General features: G+C 65.3%; 16 protein-coding genes. 8 read left to right on the top strand and 8 right to left on the bottom strand.

Annotation, left to right across the window (positions count from 1 at the left end):
- Together JSV65_16930 and pdxA are read left to right on the top strand one after the other, a co-directional pair.
- A partial coding sequence (locus JSV65_16930; GenBank protein UCH34200.1) for a hypothetical protein occupies positions 1-1,059 on the top strand: 1,059 nt, incomplete at its 5' end.
- A 32-nt stretch (positions 1,060-1,091) separates the two neighbouring features.
- Positions 1,092-2,087: a 4-hydroxythreonine-4-phosphate dehydrogenase PdxA gene (pdxA, locus tag JSV65_16925; GenBank protein UCH36821.1), complete on the top strand. Its 996-nt coding sequence runs from the start codon at positions 1,092-1,094 to the stop codon at positions 2,085-2,087.
- 81 nt (positions 2,088-2,168) lie between these two features.
- On the opposite strand, the gene JSV65_16920 is transcribed toward pdxA, so the two are convergent.
- The 4 genes from JSV65_16920 to JSV65_16905 form a co-directional block, all read right to left on the bottom strand.
- On the bottom strand, positions 2,169-3,188 hold the full coding sequence (locus JSV65_16920) for a threonine aldolase family protein (GenBank protein UCH34199.1): 1,020 nt from the start codon (positions 3,186-3,188) through the stop codon (positions 2,169-2,171).
- Positions 3,189-3,299: 111 nt separating this feature from the next.
- Positions 3,300-4,898, bottom strand: coding sequence for an FMN-binding glutamate synthase family protein (locus JSV65_16915; protein ID UCH34198.1), 1,599 nt, complete (start codon positions 4,896-4,898; stop codon positions 3,300-3,302).
- A gap of 352 nt (positions 4,899-5,250) precedes the next feature.
- Positions 5,251-5,841 (bottom strand): response regulator, encoded by a 591-nt coding sequence (locus JSV65_16910; protein ID UCH34197.1) that lies wholly within the window; start codon positions 5,839-5,841, stop codon positions 5,251-5,253.
- Entirely contained in the window at positions 5,834-7,282 is a 1,449-nt protein-coding gene (locus tag JSV65_16905) for a sensor histidine kinase (GenBank protein ID UCH34196.1), read from the bottom strand. Before JSV65_16905 ends, JSV65_16910 begins: the two co-directional genes overlap by 8 nt.
- Before the next feature lie 431 nt (positions 7,283-7,713).
- On the opposite strand from JSV65_16905, the gene JSV65_16900 reads away from it, so the two are divergent.
- A complete protein-coding gene (locus JSV65_16900; GenBank protein UCH34195.1) occupies positions 7,714-9,138 on the top strand; it encodes a hypothetical protein in 1,425 nt (474 codons plus the stop codon).
- A gap of 140 nt (positions 9,139-9,278) precedes the next feature.
- On the opposite strand, the gene JSV65_16895 is transcribed toward JSV65_16900, so the two are convergent.
- Positions 9,279-9,650, bottom strand: a complete 372-nt coding sequence (locus JSV65_16895) for a hypothetical protein (GenBank protein ID UCH34194.1) — start codon at positions 9,648-9,650, stop codon at positions 9,279-9,281.
- Positions 9,651-9,965: 315 nt separating this feature from the next.
- On the opposite strand from JSV65_16895, the gene JSV65_16890 reads away from it, so the two are divergent.
- The 4 genes from JSV65_16890 (at position 9,966) to zupT (ending at position 16,058) form a co-directional block, all read left to right on the top strand.
- On the top strand, positions 9,966-12,311 hold the full coding sequence (locus JSV65_16890; protein UCH34193.1) for a tetratricopeptide repeat protein: 2,346 nt from the start codon (positions 9,966-9,968) through the stop codon (positions 12,309-12,311).
- A gap of 51 nt (positions 12,312-12,362) precedes the next feature.
- The gene (locus JSV65_16885) at positions 12,363-13,301 is read left to right on the top strand and encodes a hypothetical protein (GenBank protein UCH34192.1); all 939 of its coding nucleotides are present in this window, start codon (positions 12,363-12,365) and stop codon (positions 13,299-13,301) included.
- Between the two features lie 330 nt (positions 13,302-13,631).
- The gene (locus JSV65_16880; GenBank protein UCH34191.1) at positions 13,632-15,269 is read left to right on the top strand and encodes a hypothetical protein; all 1,638 of its coding nucleotides are present in this window, start codon (positions 13,632-13,634) and stop codon (positions 15,267-15,269) included.
- A 36-nt stretch (positions 15,270-15,305) separates the two neighbouring features.
- Complete coding sequence (gene zupT / locus JSV65_16875) at positions 15,306-16,058, top strand: zinc transporter ZupT (protein ID UCH36820.1); 753 nt, start codon at positions 15,306-15,308, stop codon at positions 16,056-16,058.
- A gap of 144 nt (positions 16,059-16,202) precedes the next feature.
- Here the strand turns inward: zupT and JSV65_16870 are convergent, their stop codons facing one another.
- The 3 genes from JSV65_16870 to JSV65_16860 all read right to left on the bottom strand — a co-directional run bounded on the left by JSV65_16870 (position 16,203) and on the right by JSV65_16860 (position 19,344).
- Positions 16,203-17,534 carry a B12-binding domain-containing radical SAM protein gene (locus JSV65_16870; protein ID UCH34190.1) on the bottom strand — a complete coding sequence of 444 codons (1,332 nt, stop codon included), beginning with the start codon at positions 17,532-17,534 and terminating at the stop codon, positions 16,203-16,205.
- Positions 17,535-17,651: 117 nt separating this feature from the next.
- Positions 17,652-19,046: a hypothetical protein gene (locus JSV65_16865; GenBank protein UCH34189.1), complete on the bottom strand. Its 1,395-nt coding sequence runs from the start codon at positions 19,044-19,046 to the stop codon at positions 17,652-17,654.
- A 106-nt stretch (positions 19,047-19,152) separates the two neighbouring features.
- Positions 19,153-19,344 carry a ferredoxin gene (locus JSV65_16860; GenBank protein UCH34188.1) on the bottom strand — a complete coding sequence of 64 codons (192 nt, stop codon included), beginning with the start codon at positions 19,342-19,344 and terminating at the stop codon, positions 19,153-19,155.
- 512 nt (positions 19,345-19,856) lie between these two features.
- Between JSV65_16860 and JSV65_16855 the strand changes: the two genes are divergently transcribed.
- Positions 19,857-20,374 (top strand): hypothetical protein (locus tag JSV65_16855; protein ID UCH34187.1); only part of this gene is annotated, 518 nt, incomplete at its 3' end.

The raw sequence follows: 20,374 nt of genomic DNA, 5'->3' as shown, positions 1-20,374 counted from the left end.
TGCCGGAACGTAACACCGAAGGACTGCGCAATCCGTATCGCGGACGCGTTCGCGCAGCTCGCGCGGATCCCTGGGTGCCAGCGCTATCTCAAACTCGACTCCACGCTGCGAGGCAATATCGGCGCCGCGATCGAGGCAGCAACCGAGGTAGCGGGGGCGCCGATGCTCGCCCCCGCGTTCCCCGCGCGCCGGCGTACCGTCGCGGACGGGGTTCTGCTCGTCAACGGCACCCCGGTGGCGGAGACCGAGGTCGGGCGAGACGGGGCGGCGCCTGTCAGCGTGTCCGAGGTGGCCGCCATTGTGCGCCGGCAGTGGCAATGCGGAGTCGCGATCTTGTCGCCGCGTACGTACGGCACGCCGGGTGCTCTCGCGGAAGCGCTGGCGCAGGCCCTAAACGAGGGAGCTGAACTGCTGGTGATCGACGCCGATTCCGCGGAGGATATGCGAGACATCGCCGCAGCGGTTCAGCACATGTCGGAGATGTCCCTACACGTGCTGCCGGCGGGTTCAGCGGGCCTTGCCCGTGGATTCGCGGATGTGATGGGCGTGTCGCCAAGGACTCCTCCCCCATCGCCGCCTGCGCGCGCCATGCCAATGCCCGTTCTGGCAGTCGTCGGCAGCCGGACGCAGGTCGCCTCAGCGCAGATCGAGGCGCTCGCGCGTGCGGGCGTGCAGTGCCTCCCTGCTGGAGACGCGGACGTCGCGCAGCGCGCGGCGGCGATGCTCAGCGCCGGCTTGGCGGTGGCCATCGTGCCGGGCGCAAGCGACCATCGGGTGGTCGCACGAACCGGGGCCGAGACGGTGGCGTGTTGCGGGGAGATCGGCCTGGTGCTTTCCGGTGGCGCTACGGCGCGGCGCCTGTGCGAACTGGCGCGCATCGAGCATCTGTGGATCGTGGGCGAGCTTCAGCCCGGCGTCGCCGCGGGACGCGCTGTCACGCCTGAAGCCGACACTATGCCGCTCGTCATCAAGGGCGGCGCTGCGGGCGACGCGATGGCGCTCGTTGCTGCGATCCATTGGATTCGCGGAGAGGTAATCTCTGCGGGAGGCACGTTGTGAGCACTCGATCGAAGCCGATAATCGCCATCACGATGAGCGATCCGCTAGGTGTCGGGCCTGAGGTTATCCTCAAGGCGCTGCGGGACGAGAGAGTTCGCCGCGCGTGCTTGCCTTTGGTGATAGGTGATGCAGAGGTCCTGCGGGCAGTCCGGCAGACTGTACCGAGCGCGCCCGAAATCCGCTCGGTCGCTGCACCGAGCGACGTGACCGGCGAAGTGAATGCCATCGCCGTGCTCGACCTGGCTAACGCCCGCGGCATTGACCTAGGCAAGCGGGGACCCACTGCCGCCGCCGGGCGGGCGGCGGGGGAAGCAATCAATCGCGCCGCGAGCATGGCCATGGCGGGTGATGTGGACGCGATAGTCACCGCCCCGATCAACAAAGAGGCGATGCGCCTGGCCGGTTATGAGAAGACAGGCCACACCGAGATGCTCGCCGAGTTGACCGGCGCGCGAGATGTGGCGATGCTGCTGATCTGGGAGAACATGAGAGTCGCGCACGCGACGACGCATCTCGCGCTGCGCGAGGTGCCGGAGGCGATCACCCGCGAGCGCGTGCTGCGGACTATCCGATTGACCGACGACACGATGAAGCGACTGGGCATTGAGCAGTCACGCATCGCCGTCGCCGGGCTGAATCCTCATGCCGGAGAAGCCGGGCTTTTCGGCGAGGAGGAGCGCGCGGAGATTGCGCCGGCCGTGGCGGATGCCCGGGCATACGGCATCAACGCGGCAGGCCCGCTGCCGCCGGACACGGTGTTCGCCCAGATGCGCGGAGGCCTGTACGACGCTGTGGTCGCCATGTATCACGACCAGGGTCATATCGCCATCAAGACTTTGAGCTTCAGGCCCGGCACCGATGAGAGAAGCGCTTCGATGTCGGGCGTGAACGTCACCATGGGACTGCCGATTATCCGGACGTCAGTGGACCACGGCACCGCATTCGATATCGCGGGGAAAGGGATTGCGAGCGAGCAGAGCATGGTGGAAGCCATCCTGCTCGCGGCACACATGGCAATCGCGGCGTGAGTGCCTGGCTCACGGGCCTCGCGTAACGTCGAAACGGCCGCCCTTCGGCATACGTCGCTGCTTTGGAGTGCTGCGACTGATTTACGCCGCGGCCATCGTCTCGCGAGCGGCCGCAGCAGCGGCGTCAACGTCGGCGTCGGTGATGTCGCGGTACGTACACATCCGCACGATGTTCGCCGTGTAAGTGGTGACGAGCACGCCGCGGGCCGCCATTGCCTCGGCGAACGCCTTTGCATCCATCCCGTCGCCTTCAATGTGGATGCGCACCATGTTGGTCTGCGGCGGCTCGATACGCAGCCCCGGGATGTCCGCCAGCGCCGCGGCCAGCCTGCGCGCCCGTTGATGATCCTCGGCGAGGCGCTCGGTCATCTTCTCGAGCGCCACGATCCCCGCGGCCGCCAGGATACCGACCTGGCGCATCTGTCCACCCAGCATCCACCGCATCTCTCTCGCGCGCGAAATATCGTCGCCTCTGCCGACGATGAGAGAGCCGATCGGCGCGCTCAGGCCCTTCGACAAGCAGAACGAGACCATGTCTGCACCACGGCACAGGTCGGCCGCCGGGCTTCCTAGCGCGACCTCGGCGTTGAATAGGCGCGCACCATCCACGTAGAGCTTGAGGCCGTACTTGCGCGCGAGATCCGCGTAGGACTGCATTTGTGCGATGCTCAGCGGCACGGCGCCCGCGAAGTAGTGGGTGTTCTCCAAGGCCATCACCGTGGCCCGCACGAAGCTGCGGCGGCCCAGCACGCCACGAATCTCGTCGAGGTCGGGGGCGCCCGATTCGTCGTTGACCACGAGCGGCACGACGCCCGCGATCGGCACAATCCCCCTCTCGAACGTCAGCATGTGGCAATTGCGACCCGCGACTAGGCCGTCGGCTCGCCGGCACAGCGTGAGCATCGACACCAGGTTGGCCATGGTGCCGCTGGGGACGAAGAGCGCCGCTTCCTTGCCCAGCCGCTCGGCGGCCAGGTCCTGGAGGCGATTGACGGTGGGGTCGTCGCCGAAGCCATCATTGCCGACCACGGCGCCGCGCATCGCTTCTCGCATTTCCTCGTCGGGCGTGGAACTCGTATCACTGCGGAGATCAATCGCCATTCCTGTCACCTCGCCGGTCTCGTTTCGTCCGGCGCGCGCGGCTTCCCTGCTAACGGCGAGGGCGCCGCATTCGCGGCGCCCTCGCGCAATGAGACGGTACGGCACGCGGAATCAGAAGTCCAGGATGCGATCGAAGGCGTCGCGCCCTGCTTCCTCCGGCAATGGGAGGCCGGTCACCTTGGCCGCGCGTTCGGTGAGCGCGACCAAGTCGCTGCGATCGAGCAAGTCGAGCTTCCACTTGCGGCAGCCTGCCATGAGCTGCTGCAGCCCGACACCGATGCGATCAACCAGGTACGTGTACAACCCGACCGCCGGCCACGGGATGTCTTTGCCAACCGCGTCGCCGAATCTCTCGCGCAGTTCGGTGCTCGCGACGAAGAAGTGGTCGGGGTCGCCGCCGTAGAGCTTGGTGAAGTTCGCCGGCAGCTTGCCGTCGCGATGAAGCTCACAGAAGTAGTCCGCCTTCATGACCGCGGTCAGGGGCGAGCGCCCGACGGCCACGGCCTTGACGAACGGCCCGCCGTTGAAGTTGCTCATCGCGATTGCCTTGAAGATCTGCGTCTCGTTGACGAACCCGCCCGCGATGGCGATGTCCGGAACGTACTTGCCTTTCTCCTTCAGAATGCGCACGCCGTCGAGTACCTGCGATAGGAGGTACAGGGTCGGAGTGCTGCACTCGTTCATCATGGGCACCGGGCTCATGCCAGTACCGCCGCCGGCGCCGTCGAACGTCAGCAGGTCTATCTTCGCGAGCGAGGCGCTCTTGAGCGTGAAGGCAACCGCGGCGGCGTTGTAGGCGCCGGTTTTCAGAAACACCTTCTTCGCCCCCTGCTCGCGGAGCCAGGCGATATCGTCGACGAACCCGTTCTCCTGCGGGAAGCCGACGCGGCTGTGACGCTCGAAGGTGCTGAAGATGCCCTCCCTAAAGGCCTCCTGCACCGCCCGGTCGGTTGGATCGGGAAGGACAATGTAGCCGCGCTCGCGGAGCATGATGGCCTTCTCGAGGTTATCCACGCGCACCTCGCCGCCGATGGCCTTGGCGCCCTGGCCCCATTTGCGCTCGATGACGTTGACGCCGAGCGACTTCAGCGCATAGATGTCCACTGCCGCGCGCTGGTCTTCGACGTTGGTCTGGATAACGATATCGCCGTGCGCCCCATCCCAGTACTTGCGATAGGAGTCAACGCGCCAGCGCAGGTCCGGCGATTCCGTCACGCGGCCGTCGCCGTTGTAGGTCGCCTCGGGATCCATCCCGCAGACGTTCTCGCCCACGGTCTGTATTGTCCCGCTGATCGCCGCGCCGGCGGCGAGGCTCTCCCAGTGGCGCGTGGCGACATCGGTCGAGCCCATCCCTGCCAGCAGCACGGGAACCTTCAGCGGAACGCCGCCAGCGGTAGTGCCGATATCCACGTTGGGGAAAGTCGCGTGATCGGGATCGGCCTGGATCCCCTCGGCGCCGAGCACTTCGACCTGAATCTGGATGTCGGGCCAGTTGAGGAGATAATCCTTGTTCGAGGCAGCGGTGCTGTGCCCGAACTGCTCGGGGCTGGGGTAAAGCACCTCGCGCCCGCGGAAAGCCGACTTGCTGATCTCGCACAGGACGCCGCATTCACGGATGCACAGCGGACACATGCCGCTGATTGGGGTGGCGTCCCGCACGCGCAGCGCCGTCCCGCTGGTTGACCTTGCATTCTCGTTGTACCATGGCATCGTTCTACGTCTCCTCTCGCCGGCCCGTTTGGGCCGATATGTCGCGGGGTCGCCTGACAGCGCTGGCGAAGCGACCGTCCAGCGGGTCCAGAAGACGCAAAAAGGCGCCTCGATGCGAATCGCATCGAGACGCCCTCGTCTCGAACCCGCTACAGATTCCCTTCCCGACGGCTTCGTCGGGGCAGGCCCTTCCTCAAACCTTGTGTATTATACCCCAAGAACGGGGCGCTCTGCAAGGGGCGGAGAACACAAAATCACGGGGAGCGCAGGTAATTGCGGCGACCGGCACCGCACGCTAGCCCGCGCGCAACGCCCGGTCGCCCCGCCCCGGCTGCCACGGCAACCCACGCCGTCATGCCTCGCGGCCGCCGACGTCGCTCGCAAGGATGACGGCCTCGGCTATCTCGCGCATGGATTTGCGCCGATTCATGCTCTCCTGCTGGATGCGCCGGTAGGCCTCGCGCTCGGTGAGGCCGTGGCCGTCCATCAAGATGCCCTTCGCGCGCTCGACAAGCTTGCGGGTCTCGATGGCCTCCTCCAGGTTGCCGACCTGGCCCTTCAGCTCCATGACTTCTTCGTAGCGGCTGCGCGCGATCTCGATCGCCGGCAGCAGGTCGCGTTCTTCGAACGGCTTGGTGACATAGCCGAACACGCCCGCCTCTCTCGCGCGCTGCACAAGCTCGGGCTGGCCGTAGGCGGTGAGCAGCACGACCGCGCAGATCTCCTCCTCGATCATCACCCGCGCCGCGTCAATGCCGTCCATGCCGGGCATCTTGATGTCCACGATGGCCACGTCGGGCCGCTCCGACCGCGCCTTGGCGATTGCTTCCTCGCCGGTGGCCACCGCCGCCGCGACCTCGTACCCCGCCTCGGTGAGCATCTCGCTGAGGTCCATCCGTATCACAGACTCATCATCGGCAATCAAAACCCGCAGCTTAGGCATCTTCACTCTCCGCCTTCGGCATCGGCACCGATATCCGCGCCCACGTTCCGCCTTCGCTGCCCACCGCGAAGCGGCCTCTCAAGTCTTGCGTGACCAGAGTCTGCACGATCTGCAGCCCAAGGTTGGCACTGCTATCCAGCGAGAAGTCGGCGGGCAAGCCAACGCCGTTGTCGCGAACCTCGACTACGAGGTCACCGCCATCCCGTCGCACGTCGATCGCGACTTCCCCGGAATCCCGCCCGCGGAAAGCATGCTCGACCGCGTTCAGCGCCAGCTCGTTGACTGCGAGCGCGAGCGGGGTCGCCTGATCCGCCCGGATCAGCACGTGCGGGCCGCTGGCGCGCACCTCCACATGTGCCACTGCATTGCTGTTCAACGCCGAGTGCAGCAGGCTTTCGCCCAGTTCCTTCACGTCCACCGCCTCCGTGCCCTCCCGGCTCAGGAAATCGTGAACCGTGGCGATGCTCAGGATGCGGTTAACACTCTCGCGCAGCGCGCGCTTGGTCAGTTCACTCGTCGCGCGGCGCACCTGGAGCCGCAGTAGACTGGCGATGGTTTGCAGATTGTTCTTGACCCGGTGATGGATCTCCTGCACTACGGCAGCCTTGACCAGGCGCTGGCGCTCGCGTCGGCGCAGATCCGTGACGTCACAGATCACCGCGACCTGGCCTCGATTCCTGCCGGCCGGGCTGAGTGGTATGACGCGCTTGATGATGACCGAGTCCCGGACCTGGATCTCCAGTTCGCTGTGGATGCGGAACTGGTGTCGCTTGAGGACAACTGCGCCCGGGAGCCTGCGCTCGTCGAGCTGTTCCCCGAGCACCTTGCGCAACTCCAGCTTGCGGTAGATGGCCCGCGCCCGCGCATCGGCATAGGTGATGCGGCCCGCCGCGTCATACACGACGATGCCGTCACCCGCGTGGATGAGTTTCTCCATGCTCGTCGGGTCAATGGTATCCGCGAAGAGCATGGTGCTCAGTATCGCCGCGGCTTCCCGCAGCACGTCGTCCCGGCGCCGCGCCGTCCGCCGATAGTAGGCGCTGCGGTGCATGTCGAGGAGCGCTATGAGATGGCCCTCGCGGTTGCGCATCGGCGTGACCCGCTCTTCAACCGGTACCCCGCCGACGAGCAGGCCCTCGGCCCCTCGCGCCGGCCGCCCGCGCTTCAGGCTCCTCCACACCGGCGAGTTCCGCTCCGCCCCCACCAGATCGCCGCTGCGACTGCGCGGATAGAGGGAATGCGCGGTCGAAGGCCGTCCGTGTGCCACGACAACCAACTGCCCAGGCTTCTCCGTCGGGCACAGGATGAGCAAATCCGCGTGCGCCAGGTCCGCAGCCACTTTGAGGTCGCTAGCAGCTCGCTCCAGTAGTCGGCGATCGGAGAGCGACAGCCCGGTGGCCGCGGCCGTCTCTATGTTGTGGCGTGTCTCGCGGGTCGCCATTGCATGCGCTCCGTAGCGATTCTATCAGATCGCCCGCGGGTTGAACAACCTCAAGCTGTCCGGCGAGCATCCATCCCGCCCACGGCCAGCGACAGAGCCGAGCAGTCATCAGGGACATGTGACGTACCTGAGGCAATAGGGATCCATTCTGCAAAGGGCTGTAGTCCGCCGCGCACGCGTTCCTGTCGAGCGCTGCTGCCACCGTGCTTCCATGTGTGGGATCCCCTCACAACTATGTTCGTTTTGCACGCCATCTCAGTGCCTGCCGCGCTCATAATGTGGGTTGGTACGCTTCTTGCTGCACTGATGTTTCGGTGTGGATCGTTGTCCTTGCCGCCAGGAATCCAGGACAAGGTCGCAAAATGTCACGAAGCAGTGCAGAAACTACTCCAGCAAAGCCCCGGAGGGCCCGCTCTGCGCGCACGCGTACAGTGTCTGCGCCGCGGTCGCGGGATCTCATGTGCCACTTCCGCGGCGTATACGACCGTCAGCTCACGCACGGCACCGCGTACGCGGCGGGCCTCAATTTCGGCAAGTATTACCGCGAGCGCACCGAGCATTCGCAGCCGGTAGTGCTCGTCGCGTGCGATCATCGGTACTCCAGCCCCAGCTTGAAGCACTTCGTTGCGCAGGGGCTGCTGCGGGCAAGATGTAAGGTCAAGGACGTCGGCTGTCTGCCCACTTCGGTGGTGGCGTACGCCGCAAGTCGCCTCGGCGACGGCGCGTGCGTTGTGACCGCTTCACACGACCCGCCGGACTACAACGGGCTCAAGTTCTTCGAGAGTTCGGGCGCCGCAGTCAAGCCGGAGATCGAGGGCCGGCTCCTTGCCCGCGTGCTCGCGGATAGCAGCCGCCTGGTTGCGGACAAGGCCATCAGCTTTGCCCACTACGAGCTGTGCGACCCGGGCGAGATTATCCAGAGCTATGTCGAGGAAGCCGCCGCTGAGGCCGCCGAGGGAGACGGCGTGCGGGCGGCTGTGGACGGCCGCTTCGGCCTCGCCAACCTGGTGATGCCGCAGCTTCTCGACCGGCTTGGGTGCGAGCGTCGCTCCATCAACGAACGCCTGCACCCGTATTTCCTCGACTCCAAGGGCGAGTACCTTGATCCGGACCCGAAGCCCGATAACGTCCAGGCGTTGCAGAAGCTCGTCCGCGACGGGGAGTTCGACATCGGGTTCGCGTTTGACGGCGACGCAGATCGCGCCGTCATCGTAGACGACACGGGCGCCTATCTGCCCGATGACCTGGTGTTGTTGGCTCTGGCGCTTGAATGCGGGGACAGGAGCAGACCGCGAGTTATCGCCGTTGACTCGTCACTTATGGTCGAGCGCGAGTTGCGCGCGCGCGGATTTGAACTGATCATCTCCCCGGTCGGCGATCCGTTCGTGGCGGAGCAGGTGCAGCGCGCGGGCGCGAGCTTCGGCGGCGTACCGAGCGGCCACTATATCTTTCCTGACTTCCTGATCTACAGCGACGGAATCTTCACCGCAGCGATGATGGTGCGCATCACGGCGAAGCTGAAGGCGCGCGGGAAAACACTGTCCGAATTCGTCAAGGCGCTGCCCGGCACGACCATCCTCAAGCAGCGCAGCCCGTTCGGCCGCACGAAGCGCGACTTCGAAACCGAGGTCGCCCCCAAGCTGCGCGAGGTCCTGTCCAGCTACTGCCATCATGTGGACTATCTGGCGACGGACGACGCCGTCGTCGCCGGCTGGAACGACACGACCAAACTGCTGGTGCGCTACAATCGCTGGGACAGCGACTTCAACGTGCAGGCGGAGTCCCTCTCCTCGCCCGATCGGGCGCGCGTTGCTTTCGATGACCTGCTGGCGACCCTCTCCGAAACCGCCGCATGAGGCCACCGTCGAGGGGGCGGTGCCCTCCGTCGGGCGCCCGGATCGCCCTGCCCCTGATCTGCCCGCAGCCCCGGCGTAACTAACAGCGCCTCCCCTAATCAGGGAGGCGCTGGGGCAACTTCCTATAGTTCCGGATAGGCCTAGAAGGCCGGGGGCGGCGGCGGCAGTTCGAACAGGCGCACCTCGCCGAGGTCATTCCCGCCCGGGGCGACGACAACCTGATCAGTGTAGCTTTCATAGCCCTGAGCGAGGATCGTGCACTGGTGGGTACCGGCAGGAACGACCATCACGAACTCCCCTGCCTTGTCCACGTGTGCAATGATCGAGCCGATGCGCACCTTTGCATCCACGAGCGGCAATCCGTCCCGTACGCTGAGCACCGTGCCACTGACGGTCGCGCTCTCCGCCAGAGTCTGCGCCGGCTGGGTGGTGGTGCCGCAGCCGCCGACTAGGACGATATAAATTGCGAGAAGCAGGCCGCCTACCGCGCGGTTCACGATCCCTCTAAGCACTGTGCCGTACCTCCCTTGCTCGTAGAACGCGGCATCTCAGGTCTGCAGCAAGAATCGTGCCAAGCCCCGTGTGGGCTTCGAATCGAGGGGGCAGCGCCGAGTTCGCTCCTCCTGCCGGGACGTGAGGAGCCCGCCGGCGCGCAGGAAATCGCCCATCATCACGGAATTCGAGGCCAGGGTTGCTGCAGGATGTCCCGAGATTTCTCGGAGTGGGGTTCGTGAGCGTGACTCGCCGATCTGTGAAAGCTCCGATGAGACGCGGACCCCACTGAGCAGATGCGTCGCTGGGGCGCGGCGCCAAGGAGGGCTCTGGCAATGAAGCGCTCTCGAATACTGTGGGTTGTCCCGTTTCCCCTGGTGATTCTCGTACTCCTCTCCGGCTGTTCGACCGTCAGGGACGTTGTGCGCGCTGCCCGTGTTGCCGCCCAGATCGCGCAATCGCAGTCCGCCTCGTTTTCACTCAATGAGCTCGAAGCGGACTGCGACAAGCCGAAGGGCGCAGCCGAGATCCTGATCGGTCACCTCGTCGTGCAGGACGCCAAGGACGAGGATCTCGCGCTGTTCAACGCCGCATACTGCCAAGACCTTGGGCTGCGCGTCACCCGACTGCCGCAGGTGCGCGGCCAGGTTCCGGGATGGGTGCTGAGTGGAGTCATGGAGCAGTGCGGCATCTCGACGCTGGCGTTGGGTCCGGAGCAGGCGATGAAGGTGGCGCATCTCGGAGGGCGCCGTCACGCGCTGACCGGCACCATCGAGCGCCGCAGTGACGAGTTCCACGCCCGCATCGAGATCTACGACGCCAAGAGCGGCAAGTTGGCCGGCGAGGCAATCGAGCTGACGGGCACGGCGCAGGAGTTCCTCAGGCGCGAGGGTTGGCTCGCAGAGCAGATCGCCGAGCGCATCGGGGTCAAGCTGACCAAAGCGAATCGGGAATGGCTTAACCGCCCGCAATTCAGCGATTACCAGGACTTCGCCGAGATCGCTCGGCTCATGCGCCACGAGGGCGAGGGCCACACCGTTAAACTCGGAGCGCGGCGGGACCGGCAGCCGTATTCGCTTCTGGTCGAGCAGCAGTGGTTCCAGTGTGATCCGTTCAAAGACCGCAGCGCGTACATCGCGGCGTTGCGGGAGTCACACAAGCGCTTCCCGCAAGAGCCGAATTTCCAGCGCTGGATCATGGAGCATCACATGCGGCAGGCCGACCGCGCCGAAGCGAAAGCGGCGCTCGACGAGTTGCTCAAGCTGCATCCCGGCTCCTGGGAAGGGCTGAACGTACGCGCCCGCTACTATCACAACATGGAGCGCGACTATGAGTCCGCTTTGCGCGCGACCGAGTCGATGGCCGTGCTCTATCCTGATTGCTGGATATCATGGTTCCGCTGCGCTCACGAGGCGCTCACCCTCGCCTACGACGCCCGCGCCGGACACTACTTCTCGGAGATGAATTCGCAGCAACAGCGAGTATTCCGCCGCGGCATGAGCGAGGCGCTCGCGGCGGGTGAGCGCGCCCTCGAGCTCAACGACAGCGACGAGGAACTGCTGACGACGATGATTCACATCTACTATGAGAACAGCATGCCCCGGGAAGCAGAGGACGCTTTCGAGCGCGCGATCGCTCTGGACCCGGGGAACGTCAAAGCCTATAGCGCGCTCGCCGCGATGTATAAGCCCGGCTACCAGAATGACGAGCAGCGCCGGACGGCACTGCTCAAGCAAGCCCTGGCAGCGCCGGCGAAGACGGTGGAGAACTTGAGGGTGCAGGCGGACATTGCGCTGTATCTCGAGCAAATCGACCGGGGCATGGAACTGTTCGAAAAGGCGCTGCAGGCGGCCGGCAGCGCGTCGGTCCCTGGGCTCCACCTCGACTACGCATGGGCGCTTGCGGATAAGCGCAAGCGGTACGACGAAGCGGAGAAACACGCTCGCATAAGCCTCCAGCAGTGCGTGAGCGCCGACGCCTACATGAGCCTCGCGCAGTTCCTGGCGAAGCAAGAGCGTTTCGACGAAGCCATGGCTGCGGCCAAGGCGGCGAAGAAGCTCGAGCCGGACAACCCCGATTGCGACGCAGCCCTGGCGGTCGTCCTCGAGGAGATGGGCGAAGTGGACGACGCGTTGAAGCACATGGCCAAGGCGCACGAAGGGGAGCCGCGCCACGTGACATACCTCGGCGCCATGCTCGACGGCTACCTGACGCAGGGCGACACCGACAAGGCGTGGGAAGTGATGCAGGAAATCAAGCGCCATCCCGAGTGGGAAGAGGCGGAGATCGAACTGCTCGACGTCGGGGACATCCACGCACTGAAGGGCAAGTTCACGGACGCGATCAGGTACTACGACCTCAACCTCGGGAAGAAGCCCGGCAACGTCAAGAGCTTCACGCGCGGCGCGCTGTGCTACATGATGATGCGAGACTTCCGCAGCGCGGCCGACCGCTGGCGCAAGGTGTTCGACAAGGAGCCGAATCACGCCGAGTCTCACATGGGACTCGGGGTGTGCCTGAGCATGCTGGGGGAGAAGCAGAAGGCACTGGAGGAAGCGCGCAAGGCCGTTACGGCGGACGGCAAGGTGGCGGACCGGAAGTATCTCGCCAAGGAACGCTACTGGCCCAAGCCGCTGGCCCAGGCCGCCGCGGACCTTGCCGCCGACGCGAAGAGGCGATAGCACGGCCTCACAGCGTCCGTTTCGAGCAATCGCTCCCCAGCGAATGTCGCCATGAATCGCCCGTCCGTTGCCGCCGCCTTGGTTCTGTGCGTGATGAGCGGCGCGCCGGGTCAACCCGCTCCAGCAGAGGAGCAGGCCGCCTATCGCGCCGCGCTCGCATACCTCGAAGACTTCAACCTTCCCATAGCCTACCAATGGCTCGGTGACGCAATCGAAGAGGCGCGCGACGACGACGAGCGCGCGCACGCGCGGTTGGTCCGGGTCACGTTCGCCGGCGCGGAGGCGACCGCGAGCATGCTGGCCTACGCGCACCTACTGACTCTCCACCGGGACGCATCCGAAACGGGCAAGTCGGACTGCGTGCGCTGGGGCCAACAGGCGCAGCAGCGCGCCCTGGAACTGGCGCCGATGATCGCGGCGGACGTGGAAGGCCTGCTGGGATTCCAGGGCGGCGAGATCCAGTTCGACATCGCTCTTGACGCCGCGAAGCTTAGCGCCGGCCATATCGTCTGGGACTCGGACGCCCTTGACTTCGATCTTCCGCAGTCTGAGGAGCAGATGCGGCGCCAGGTACGGCTTCTCGTCGGCGCATGCATTGGGGCGGCTTTGCTTTCGCTGACCTCGGAGTCGAAGGATGACGCACGAGAAGCTGAAGATGACTGGAAGCAGGCGATCAAGGCGGCCGCCGACGCGGGTAAGCCTCTGGAAGTCGGCGTGAGCGCAACAATGTCGGCGATCATGATGTATGCCGGCCACCTCTTGGCTTATCTCAGCGAGCTTGCCGAATTCGCGCGAGACCCGTCGCTGCCGCGGTGCGTGACGCTCGGCATCGCCTGCTGTGAGCGAGTACTGGCTCTGGAGACCAATCCATACAGCAAACGGCGCACGGCCGCGGAGAAGCGGCTGCGCAATCTGCGCAATAGGTACGAACGCGCAAGGTTGCTGTTCCCGGCCGAGACGAAACCGACGACATCCGCGCCCGCCCAGTGACACTGCGCTCGGGTCGCCATCCTTCACTGCGTGCCGCGCATTGCCCGGCGCGACCCGCTGTCGGCAAGTCCCAATTCGGGAGGAGGACCTTATCGCGCGGACAGCCCGGATTACTCATGATGAGCGCAGGCTTTGTGCAGACTGCGCGCCTGAGCAGTCATGAGTTATCCGCCAGCAGCAAGTGGGGCGCAGAGAAGATACCGCCGACCCGCGACAGGCGTGAATAACGCAGGATAGAATGCTATGTGTTATGCTCAGTCGGCCGTGGATCTCGCCGGACGGGCCACGGCTTGCGCCGGAACCGCCCCCGGAGAGGCAAGGAGAGATCTGATGAGTCGAACTCTCGCCGCGATCGCCCTGCTCGGATTCATCTCCGGCAGTTGCGCATTCGGGGCCGGCATCGGGCCGGACCGGAAGCTTATCGAATGGGGATGGGATCAGCCCGATACGGCGTACCTGCGCGAGCACATCGCGGATATGGAACGGACGCCGTTCAACGGCGTCATCTTCGGCGTGCGCGCGTGGACGAAAGACGGCCCGGTGTACTTCTCCCACGAGAACTGGGGTGCGCGCCGGTTCACTGCTGAGGAACTGCGCCCCGCGATGGAAGACATGCGAGCGACCAGGTTCGCGAGGTTCACCGACAACTTCCTGCGGCTCAATGTGACGCCCGGGAATGTGGACTGGTTCGACCCGAAGTTCGAGGCGGTCATCGGGAACACGCGACTAGCGGCGAAGGTCGCCGCCGCAGGCCGCGTGCGCGGGTTCATGTTCGACGTCGAGATGTATCAGTCTCCGGTGTTCACCTACCGCGGCCAGAAGTACTCCGCCGAGAAAAGCTTCGACGAATACGCCGCGCAGGTGCGCGCGCGCGGACGGGAGTTCATGTCGGCGATCCAGGGCGAGGTGGAGGCGCCGGTGGTGATGTTGACCTTCGGGCCGTCGCTGATCCACCAGGCGCCGCAGGCGCGGCTCGAAGACATCGGGTACGGGCTGCTGCCGGCGTTCGTTGATGGAATGCTCGAAGCCGCCGGGCCGCACACCGTCATTGTTGACGGCTACGAGGGCGCGTACCCATTCCGCGACGTGGCGCAGTTCTCCGCCGCGCGGAGAGCTTTTGCCGAGGCGGGCCGCAAGTTCTCCAAGCGCCCGCGTCTCTACCGCGAGCGCATGCGGCTTGCCTTTGGCCTGTGGATGGATCAGGGCTGGCGCTCGGTCGGCTGGTTCCCGGACGATCCGGAGAAGAACCAGATCTCGCCCCTCGAATTCGAGTACGCCCTGCACCGCGCCCTTGCTGAGACCGACAAGTACGTCTGGGTGTACAGCGAGCAGCCGAACTGGTACACCCGCGACAAGCTGCCGCCGGGCTACGTCAGGGCAGTGCGCAGCGCGCGCCGGCCGCACGACCCGAAATGGCGCACCTCGCGCGATCTCCCCGGCGGCGCGACCCCGCCAGTGACAGCGGCGAGCCAGCCGGGCTACGACGACGAGACGACCTTCGCGCCGCTGTGGTCGAAGTACGAGAAGATCATTGACCTGCCGAAGCAATGTATCTTCCGGCTCGACCGGCGGCGCGTGGGCGAGCAGGAACGATGGTTCGCGTCCGATGCCGACGAGTCGTCGTGGAAGCCGATCGAGATCGGCAAGTTCTGGGAGGAGCAGGGCTATCAGGACTACGACGGCGTCGGGTGGTACCGCGTACGCGTCACGGCGCCGGCAGCCGCCGAGGGCCGTAGACTCCTGCTCGCGTTCGGCGCGGCGGACGAGACAGCGAAGGTATGGGTGAACGGACAGGCCGCCGGTGAGTGGGGCCTGCTCGGCTTCACGTGGCACGAGCGCTTCGAGATAGACGTGACACCGCATTTGCGCACCGGCGAAGACAACCTCATCGTCGTGCGCGTGGAGGATTCCATCGGCATGGGCGGATTGTGGAAGTCGGTGCTCCTCATCTCGCCGAAGCGCCACTGAGACAGCGCAAGGGGAGGTGGTTGCACCATGTCGCAGATGACGTTGGCCCTAGTTCTGACGAGTGTAGCCGGGCTTTCGACGACCATCGGCAGCGTCCTGGGACTGGTGGTGCGGCGACCCGGGCCGAAGTTCATGGGGCTATCGCTGGGCTTTGCCGCCGGCGTGATGATACTTGTCTCATTCGTCGAGTTGCTGCCCAAGGCCGCGGATGCCCTCGGCTTCGGCTGGGCGCACGTCGCCTTCTTCGCCGGGTTGGCGCTGATGTTCGTGGTGGACACGGCGGTCCCGCACTCCTACCAGGGCATGGAGGATCTCGCGGACGGGCAGCACGACAGCCGTCTGCTGCGAACCGGTCTGCTCGTCGCGCTTGGCGTCGGCGTGCACAACTTGCCCGAAGGCATGGCAACCTTCGCCGGCACGCTCGCGAACACGCAACTGGGGATCGCCATCGCAGTCGCCATCGCGATTCACAACATACCCGAGGGGTTGGCGGTGGCGGCACCCGTGTACGCAGCAACGGGCAGCCGCAGCAAAGCCTTCTGGTGGTCGTTTCTCTCCGGAGTCGCCGAGCCCGTCGGCGCGGGCATCGCGGCGCTCGTGTTGCTCCCGTTTCTCTCGGAGGCGGTGCTGGGGGCGGTACTCGCCGGAGTCGCCGGCCTGATGGTGTTTATTAGCCTCGACGAGCTGCTCCCCGCGTCGCGCGAATACGGGCAGGAGCATCTCTCGATTATCGGCGTCCTGCTCGGAATGGCCGTCATGGCCGTCAGCCTGTGGATGCTGACGCGGTGAGCGGGCGCCGCGCGATCAGCAACATCCGCTACTCAATCGCGCCGGGCATCTCGGTCTATCGCGAGCTAGGGGCGCAGCAGTCCCGACGGCAACGCGAGAGCGGGATGAAGGGGCCAGCCCCCGCTCGGTACTGCGCGCGCCGCCTCAGAGCTGTCCGTCCACGCCGAGGCGCTGCAGCCACTTGATGGCGCGCAGGCGAAAGCCCTGGTTCACCTTGCGTGCCCACTGCACGTGCAGGCCGCTCTGCCCCGACATGCGGACCTTGATGCCTCGACGGCTGTAGAGATGGGCATAGGCGTGCTGCAATCCGTGCTCCAGCAAGCCCGGCGGCGATATCCTGGGGTGGCGGAAAACCGCGTGCGAGCCATCGCGTTTAGTGTAGTCGGGGTCGAAGATGCGGCCCTCCGACTGCAATTGCTCCGCATCATCCGTGCCCGGGATGGGAATGCGAATAGCGATCTGGATCGCGTCCAGCTTCGCCTTCTCGGCGAGGCCGATGATCCCGTCGAACACAGTCATGTCGTCGTGATCGAGGCCGACGATGAACGCGCCGAGGATCGCAATGCCATGGCGATGGAGCCGCTGCACGGTCTCCTCGATCTGGTCGGGATGATTGAAGCGCTTGTTGATATCGCCCAGGTTTTCGTCGGAGAGGGATTCCAGTCCGACGAACAGCATGCGGCACCCCGCGCGTGAGGCGAGTTGCAGGAACTGCTCGTCCTGCAACGTATCCATGGATGCCTGACTGAACCAGTAGCGGTTCATCGGCAGCAGCCCCTCCATCAACTCCTGCGCACGCGCGCGATTGCCAAAAATGTTGTCGTCAACAAAAATCAGGGGCCTGTCGCTCGGGAACTGCCGCGCCTCCTCCAGCACCTGCGGCACCGGCCTCATCCGATAGCTGCCCCCAAAGAACTTGTGCACCGAGCAGAAACTGCACCTGAACGGACACCCGCGCGTGGTCTGCATTGTATTCCACAGGAAGTAGTCCTTGCGCTGCAGCAAGTCGCGGCGCGGAAAGGCCAGGTTGTCGAGCGAGGGATAGTTATCATTCCGGTAGATCGGTTCCAGCTTGCCGCGCGCGAAGTCGGCCAGCATGCGCGGCCAGAATCCTTCCGCCTCCCCTACCCCGACCGCATCAACATAGCTCAGCGCTTCTTCCGGCAGCGCCGTGGCATGAATGCCGCCCATGACCACGGGCACGCCGCGCCGGCGGAATCCGGCCGCGATCTCGTAGGCGCGCGGCGCGCTCGCGGTGCTGGCGGTGAGGGCCACCAGATCAACGCGCTCCTCATACCGCAAGGGCTGGTTGGTTTCGTCGAGGATTGCCACATCGTAATCCGACGGCGTGGCGGCGGCGACGGCCAGGATGCCCAGGGGCGGGAACAGCGTCTTGGCGAGGCGGATGCGGTGGCGCCGGTTCCCAAGGCAACCTGGGTCCGGCGCGACAAGAAGTACGCGCGGTCTGTCGTTCATTAGTGGTCCCTTCAAGCAGATCGCCAGCGAGTTGCGGCTCTGGCTCCCGTATGGCACGGCCCCTGCGCCACACCGGACAAGCGCTAGGGATGGTTTCGACGTGGGATGCTATTGTACCTACTGCTGCAGGTGAGCGGATGAAGCGCAGGCCGCTATGTAATCCGACAGTGTGCCGAGGTTGCGTATGAAATCCCGACAGTTGACGCGGCCGTCGCTCACCCAGCGTCCGCGCTCGTCCTGGGCTTCGATTACGGTTTTCGTCCTGGCCGCGAGGGACTCCGTCCGCTCAGCGACTTCCTGCTGCGTAGGCGCGCGCTGCTGCTCCGCAAGGTATGCCGCGCGCCCCTGTGACGAGACCTTCTCGTAGCGCCTGATCGCGGCTGCGACCCCGTATTCGCCATGCCAGCTATAGCCCGGCCGGATGTCCACAAACTCGTACACGATCTCGCGCTTCATGTTGACGTAGATCGGGCGGTTCGTTTCAAGCTCGTAGAACCGCGCCCACGTCCCGTCTGAGCGACGAGAGTCCCTTAGCCATGCGATGGCCGCCGGGATGGGTCTCAGGCACTTCTCCTCGCCCGTTTCGAGGTAGAGGTCCATCAGCGTATTCATATTGCGGGCGGTGACTGCGGAACACACCGCAGGCGGCTCAAACCATCGCGCCCATGCCGGCTTGAGGTCGTAGTCGTACTGCTGCGCCCAGCCCGCCTGAGGGGCGGGCACCTGCGACAGGACGATGAAGTCCCCGCCGCGCTTTGCCCGCTCCAGATACCCGGCTTCGTCGTAGGTATGATAGGCGTCGAGCATCACGGCGATGCAATCATTGATGGCGTTGTCGGTGAAGGTGTACCAGCGGCTGTAGCCCTCGTCCGCCAAGGGATACCACTGCGGCCAGGCGCCGTTGGGGAACTGTGCATCCATCATGAAGCGCAGGCTGTAGCGCGCGGCTGCGTGCAGGTTGTCATCGCCTGCGGCGGTCGCCGCCGCCATGAGAAAGCGCACGGCGCTCTGCGTCGTGTTGTCGTCGAAGGTGCCCCGGTTGCGCCGGTCGTCGGCGGCCTCGCCCGCCTCCTTGTCGCGGCGATAGTACCAGTGCTCGCTCGCCTGCTCGTCGAAGTCAATCCGGTAGTCCCAGCCGCCGCACGCGAGCTGGCCCCAGGCCAGCGCCTCAGCCGCCGCGCGCGCGGCATCCAGATACAGCGTGTCCTTCGTCACCTCGTAGGCGCGCAGATATGCGAACCCAACCGCCGGCGTCCCTGGCGGCTGCACCCAGATCTGGGTCGGCGTCGCCTTGCCTTCGCCTTCGCGCTGCGTCAGGTCCTCGGAATACGACCACAGATAGCCCCCGTGCGTCGCGACTTCGGCCGTGAAATAACGAACGGCGCGGCGCATCGCCTCGCGCGCGGCGTTAACCAACTCCTCCTGCGCCGGTTCGGCCGCGTAACTGATACGCCCAGCCACAAGACAGGCCGCGCCGAATGCCGCCAGCGAAGCGAGTCGAAGCCTGAGCATTCTCCCAACCTCCTCGTGCACGCCGCACCCCAGCAAAAGGCGACCGGCCGCCGACCCTCGTGGGGCCCGCGGCCGATCCTCGATTCGCGCCCGGCCTCTCAACGCACTAGCTTACTGAGATGGCCTCGACCGGGCACTCCTCCGCCGCCTGCTTGGCGCAGCCCAGGTCCTCTCCATCGGGGTTCGGATTCGCCACTTTCGCGACCCCTTCGTCCTCGTCCAGTTTGAAGACGTTGGGGCAGCTCTCCTCGCACAAGCCGCAGCCTGTGCACACGTCGGCATCAACCTGAACAGCCATCGAAATGCATTCCTCCTTGTCTTCGACTGATGGAGTCTCGGCTATCGGAGAATGATCCGAGGCTCCTCGGGAGCAGGATTCGTAGGCGCGATCCCTCGGTCCGCGCGTCGTGCGGCAACGCACGAACCCCGCTCGGTGCTCGAAACGCAGTGCCTATGATATGGCGCGATTCCTGGCCTGTCAAGGGTTTGGAGGTGGCGGCGAGGCTCCTTCGCCGAGCGCAGGAGAAGGCTCGGTGGGCTCGGATAATCCCTCCCTATCTACCGCTCCGACCCATCGGGGCGGTGCCAGGACGTTTGCACCGGGGAGGCGCTCGTGCTCCATTGCAGGCATCGGTCGGGGACCGTCCACATTGATTAGACGTCATTTCGGCGGATAGTTCGGGGAGGGATGCGCTCGGCAGGCGCCGAAACAAATGCGTGCCGCTGCGACCCCGCCGCGGCGCGCGCTCATGATGTCGGTGCCTCGGCCGCGCGCTGCGGCCAGCCCCCTTTGCCAGAGGAGATGCTATAGTGTCCGATTCCAAGAAATGGCAGAAACCGGATCCGGAGGTCGTGTACTTCGTCCCCGGGTTTCACTCCGATGCCGTGTGGCTCGAGGACCAGCGAGATTACGCCGTGTCGCTGCTCGGCGATGTGCGGCAAAACCTGGAGATCTGTCGCAGCGATCCCGGCTATGGGGTGTTCTTTCACGAGTTGTCGTACCTCAAGCCGTACTACGATACCCACCCCGAGGAGCGCGACCTCATCCGCGACCTCATCCGGGCGGGACGGATCGGCACCGGCGGATCGTACAATGAGCCCACGGAGAAGCTCATTAGTGCCGAGGGGATCATCCGCAACATCGTCTACGGGCGCTTGTATCACGAGCGCGTGCTGGGCGATCAGCCGACGGTCTATGCCCCGTGGGATGTCTTTGGCCACTGCGCCCAGTTGTCTCAGATACTGGCGAAATCGCGGTTCGCCGGGTGCATCTGGTCGAAGCACATCTACGGCTTTCACCCGGTCTTCTGGCACCAGGCGCCCGACGG

The sequence above is a fragment of the Armatimonadota bacterium genome (assembly GCA_020354555.1).
Lineage (GTDB): Bacteria > Armatimonadota > Hebobacteria.
Note: the sequence above shows the minus strand (reverse complement) of the source record. Positions and strands in the feature narration are given on the sequence as shown.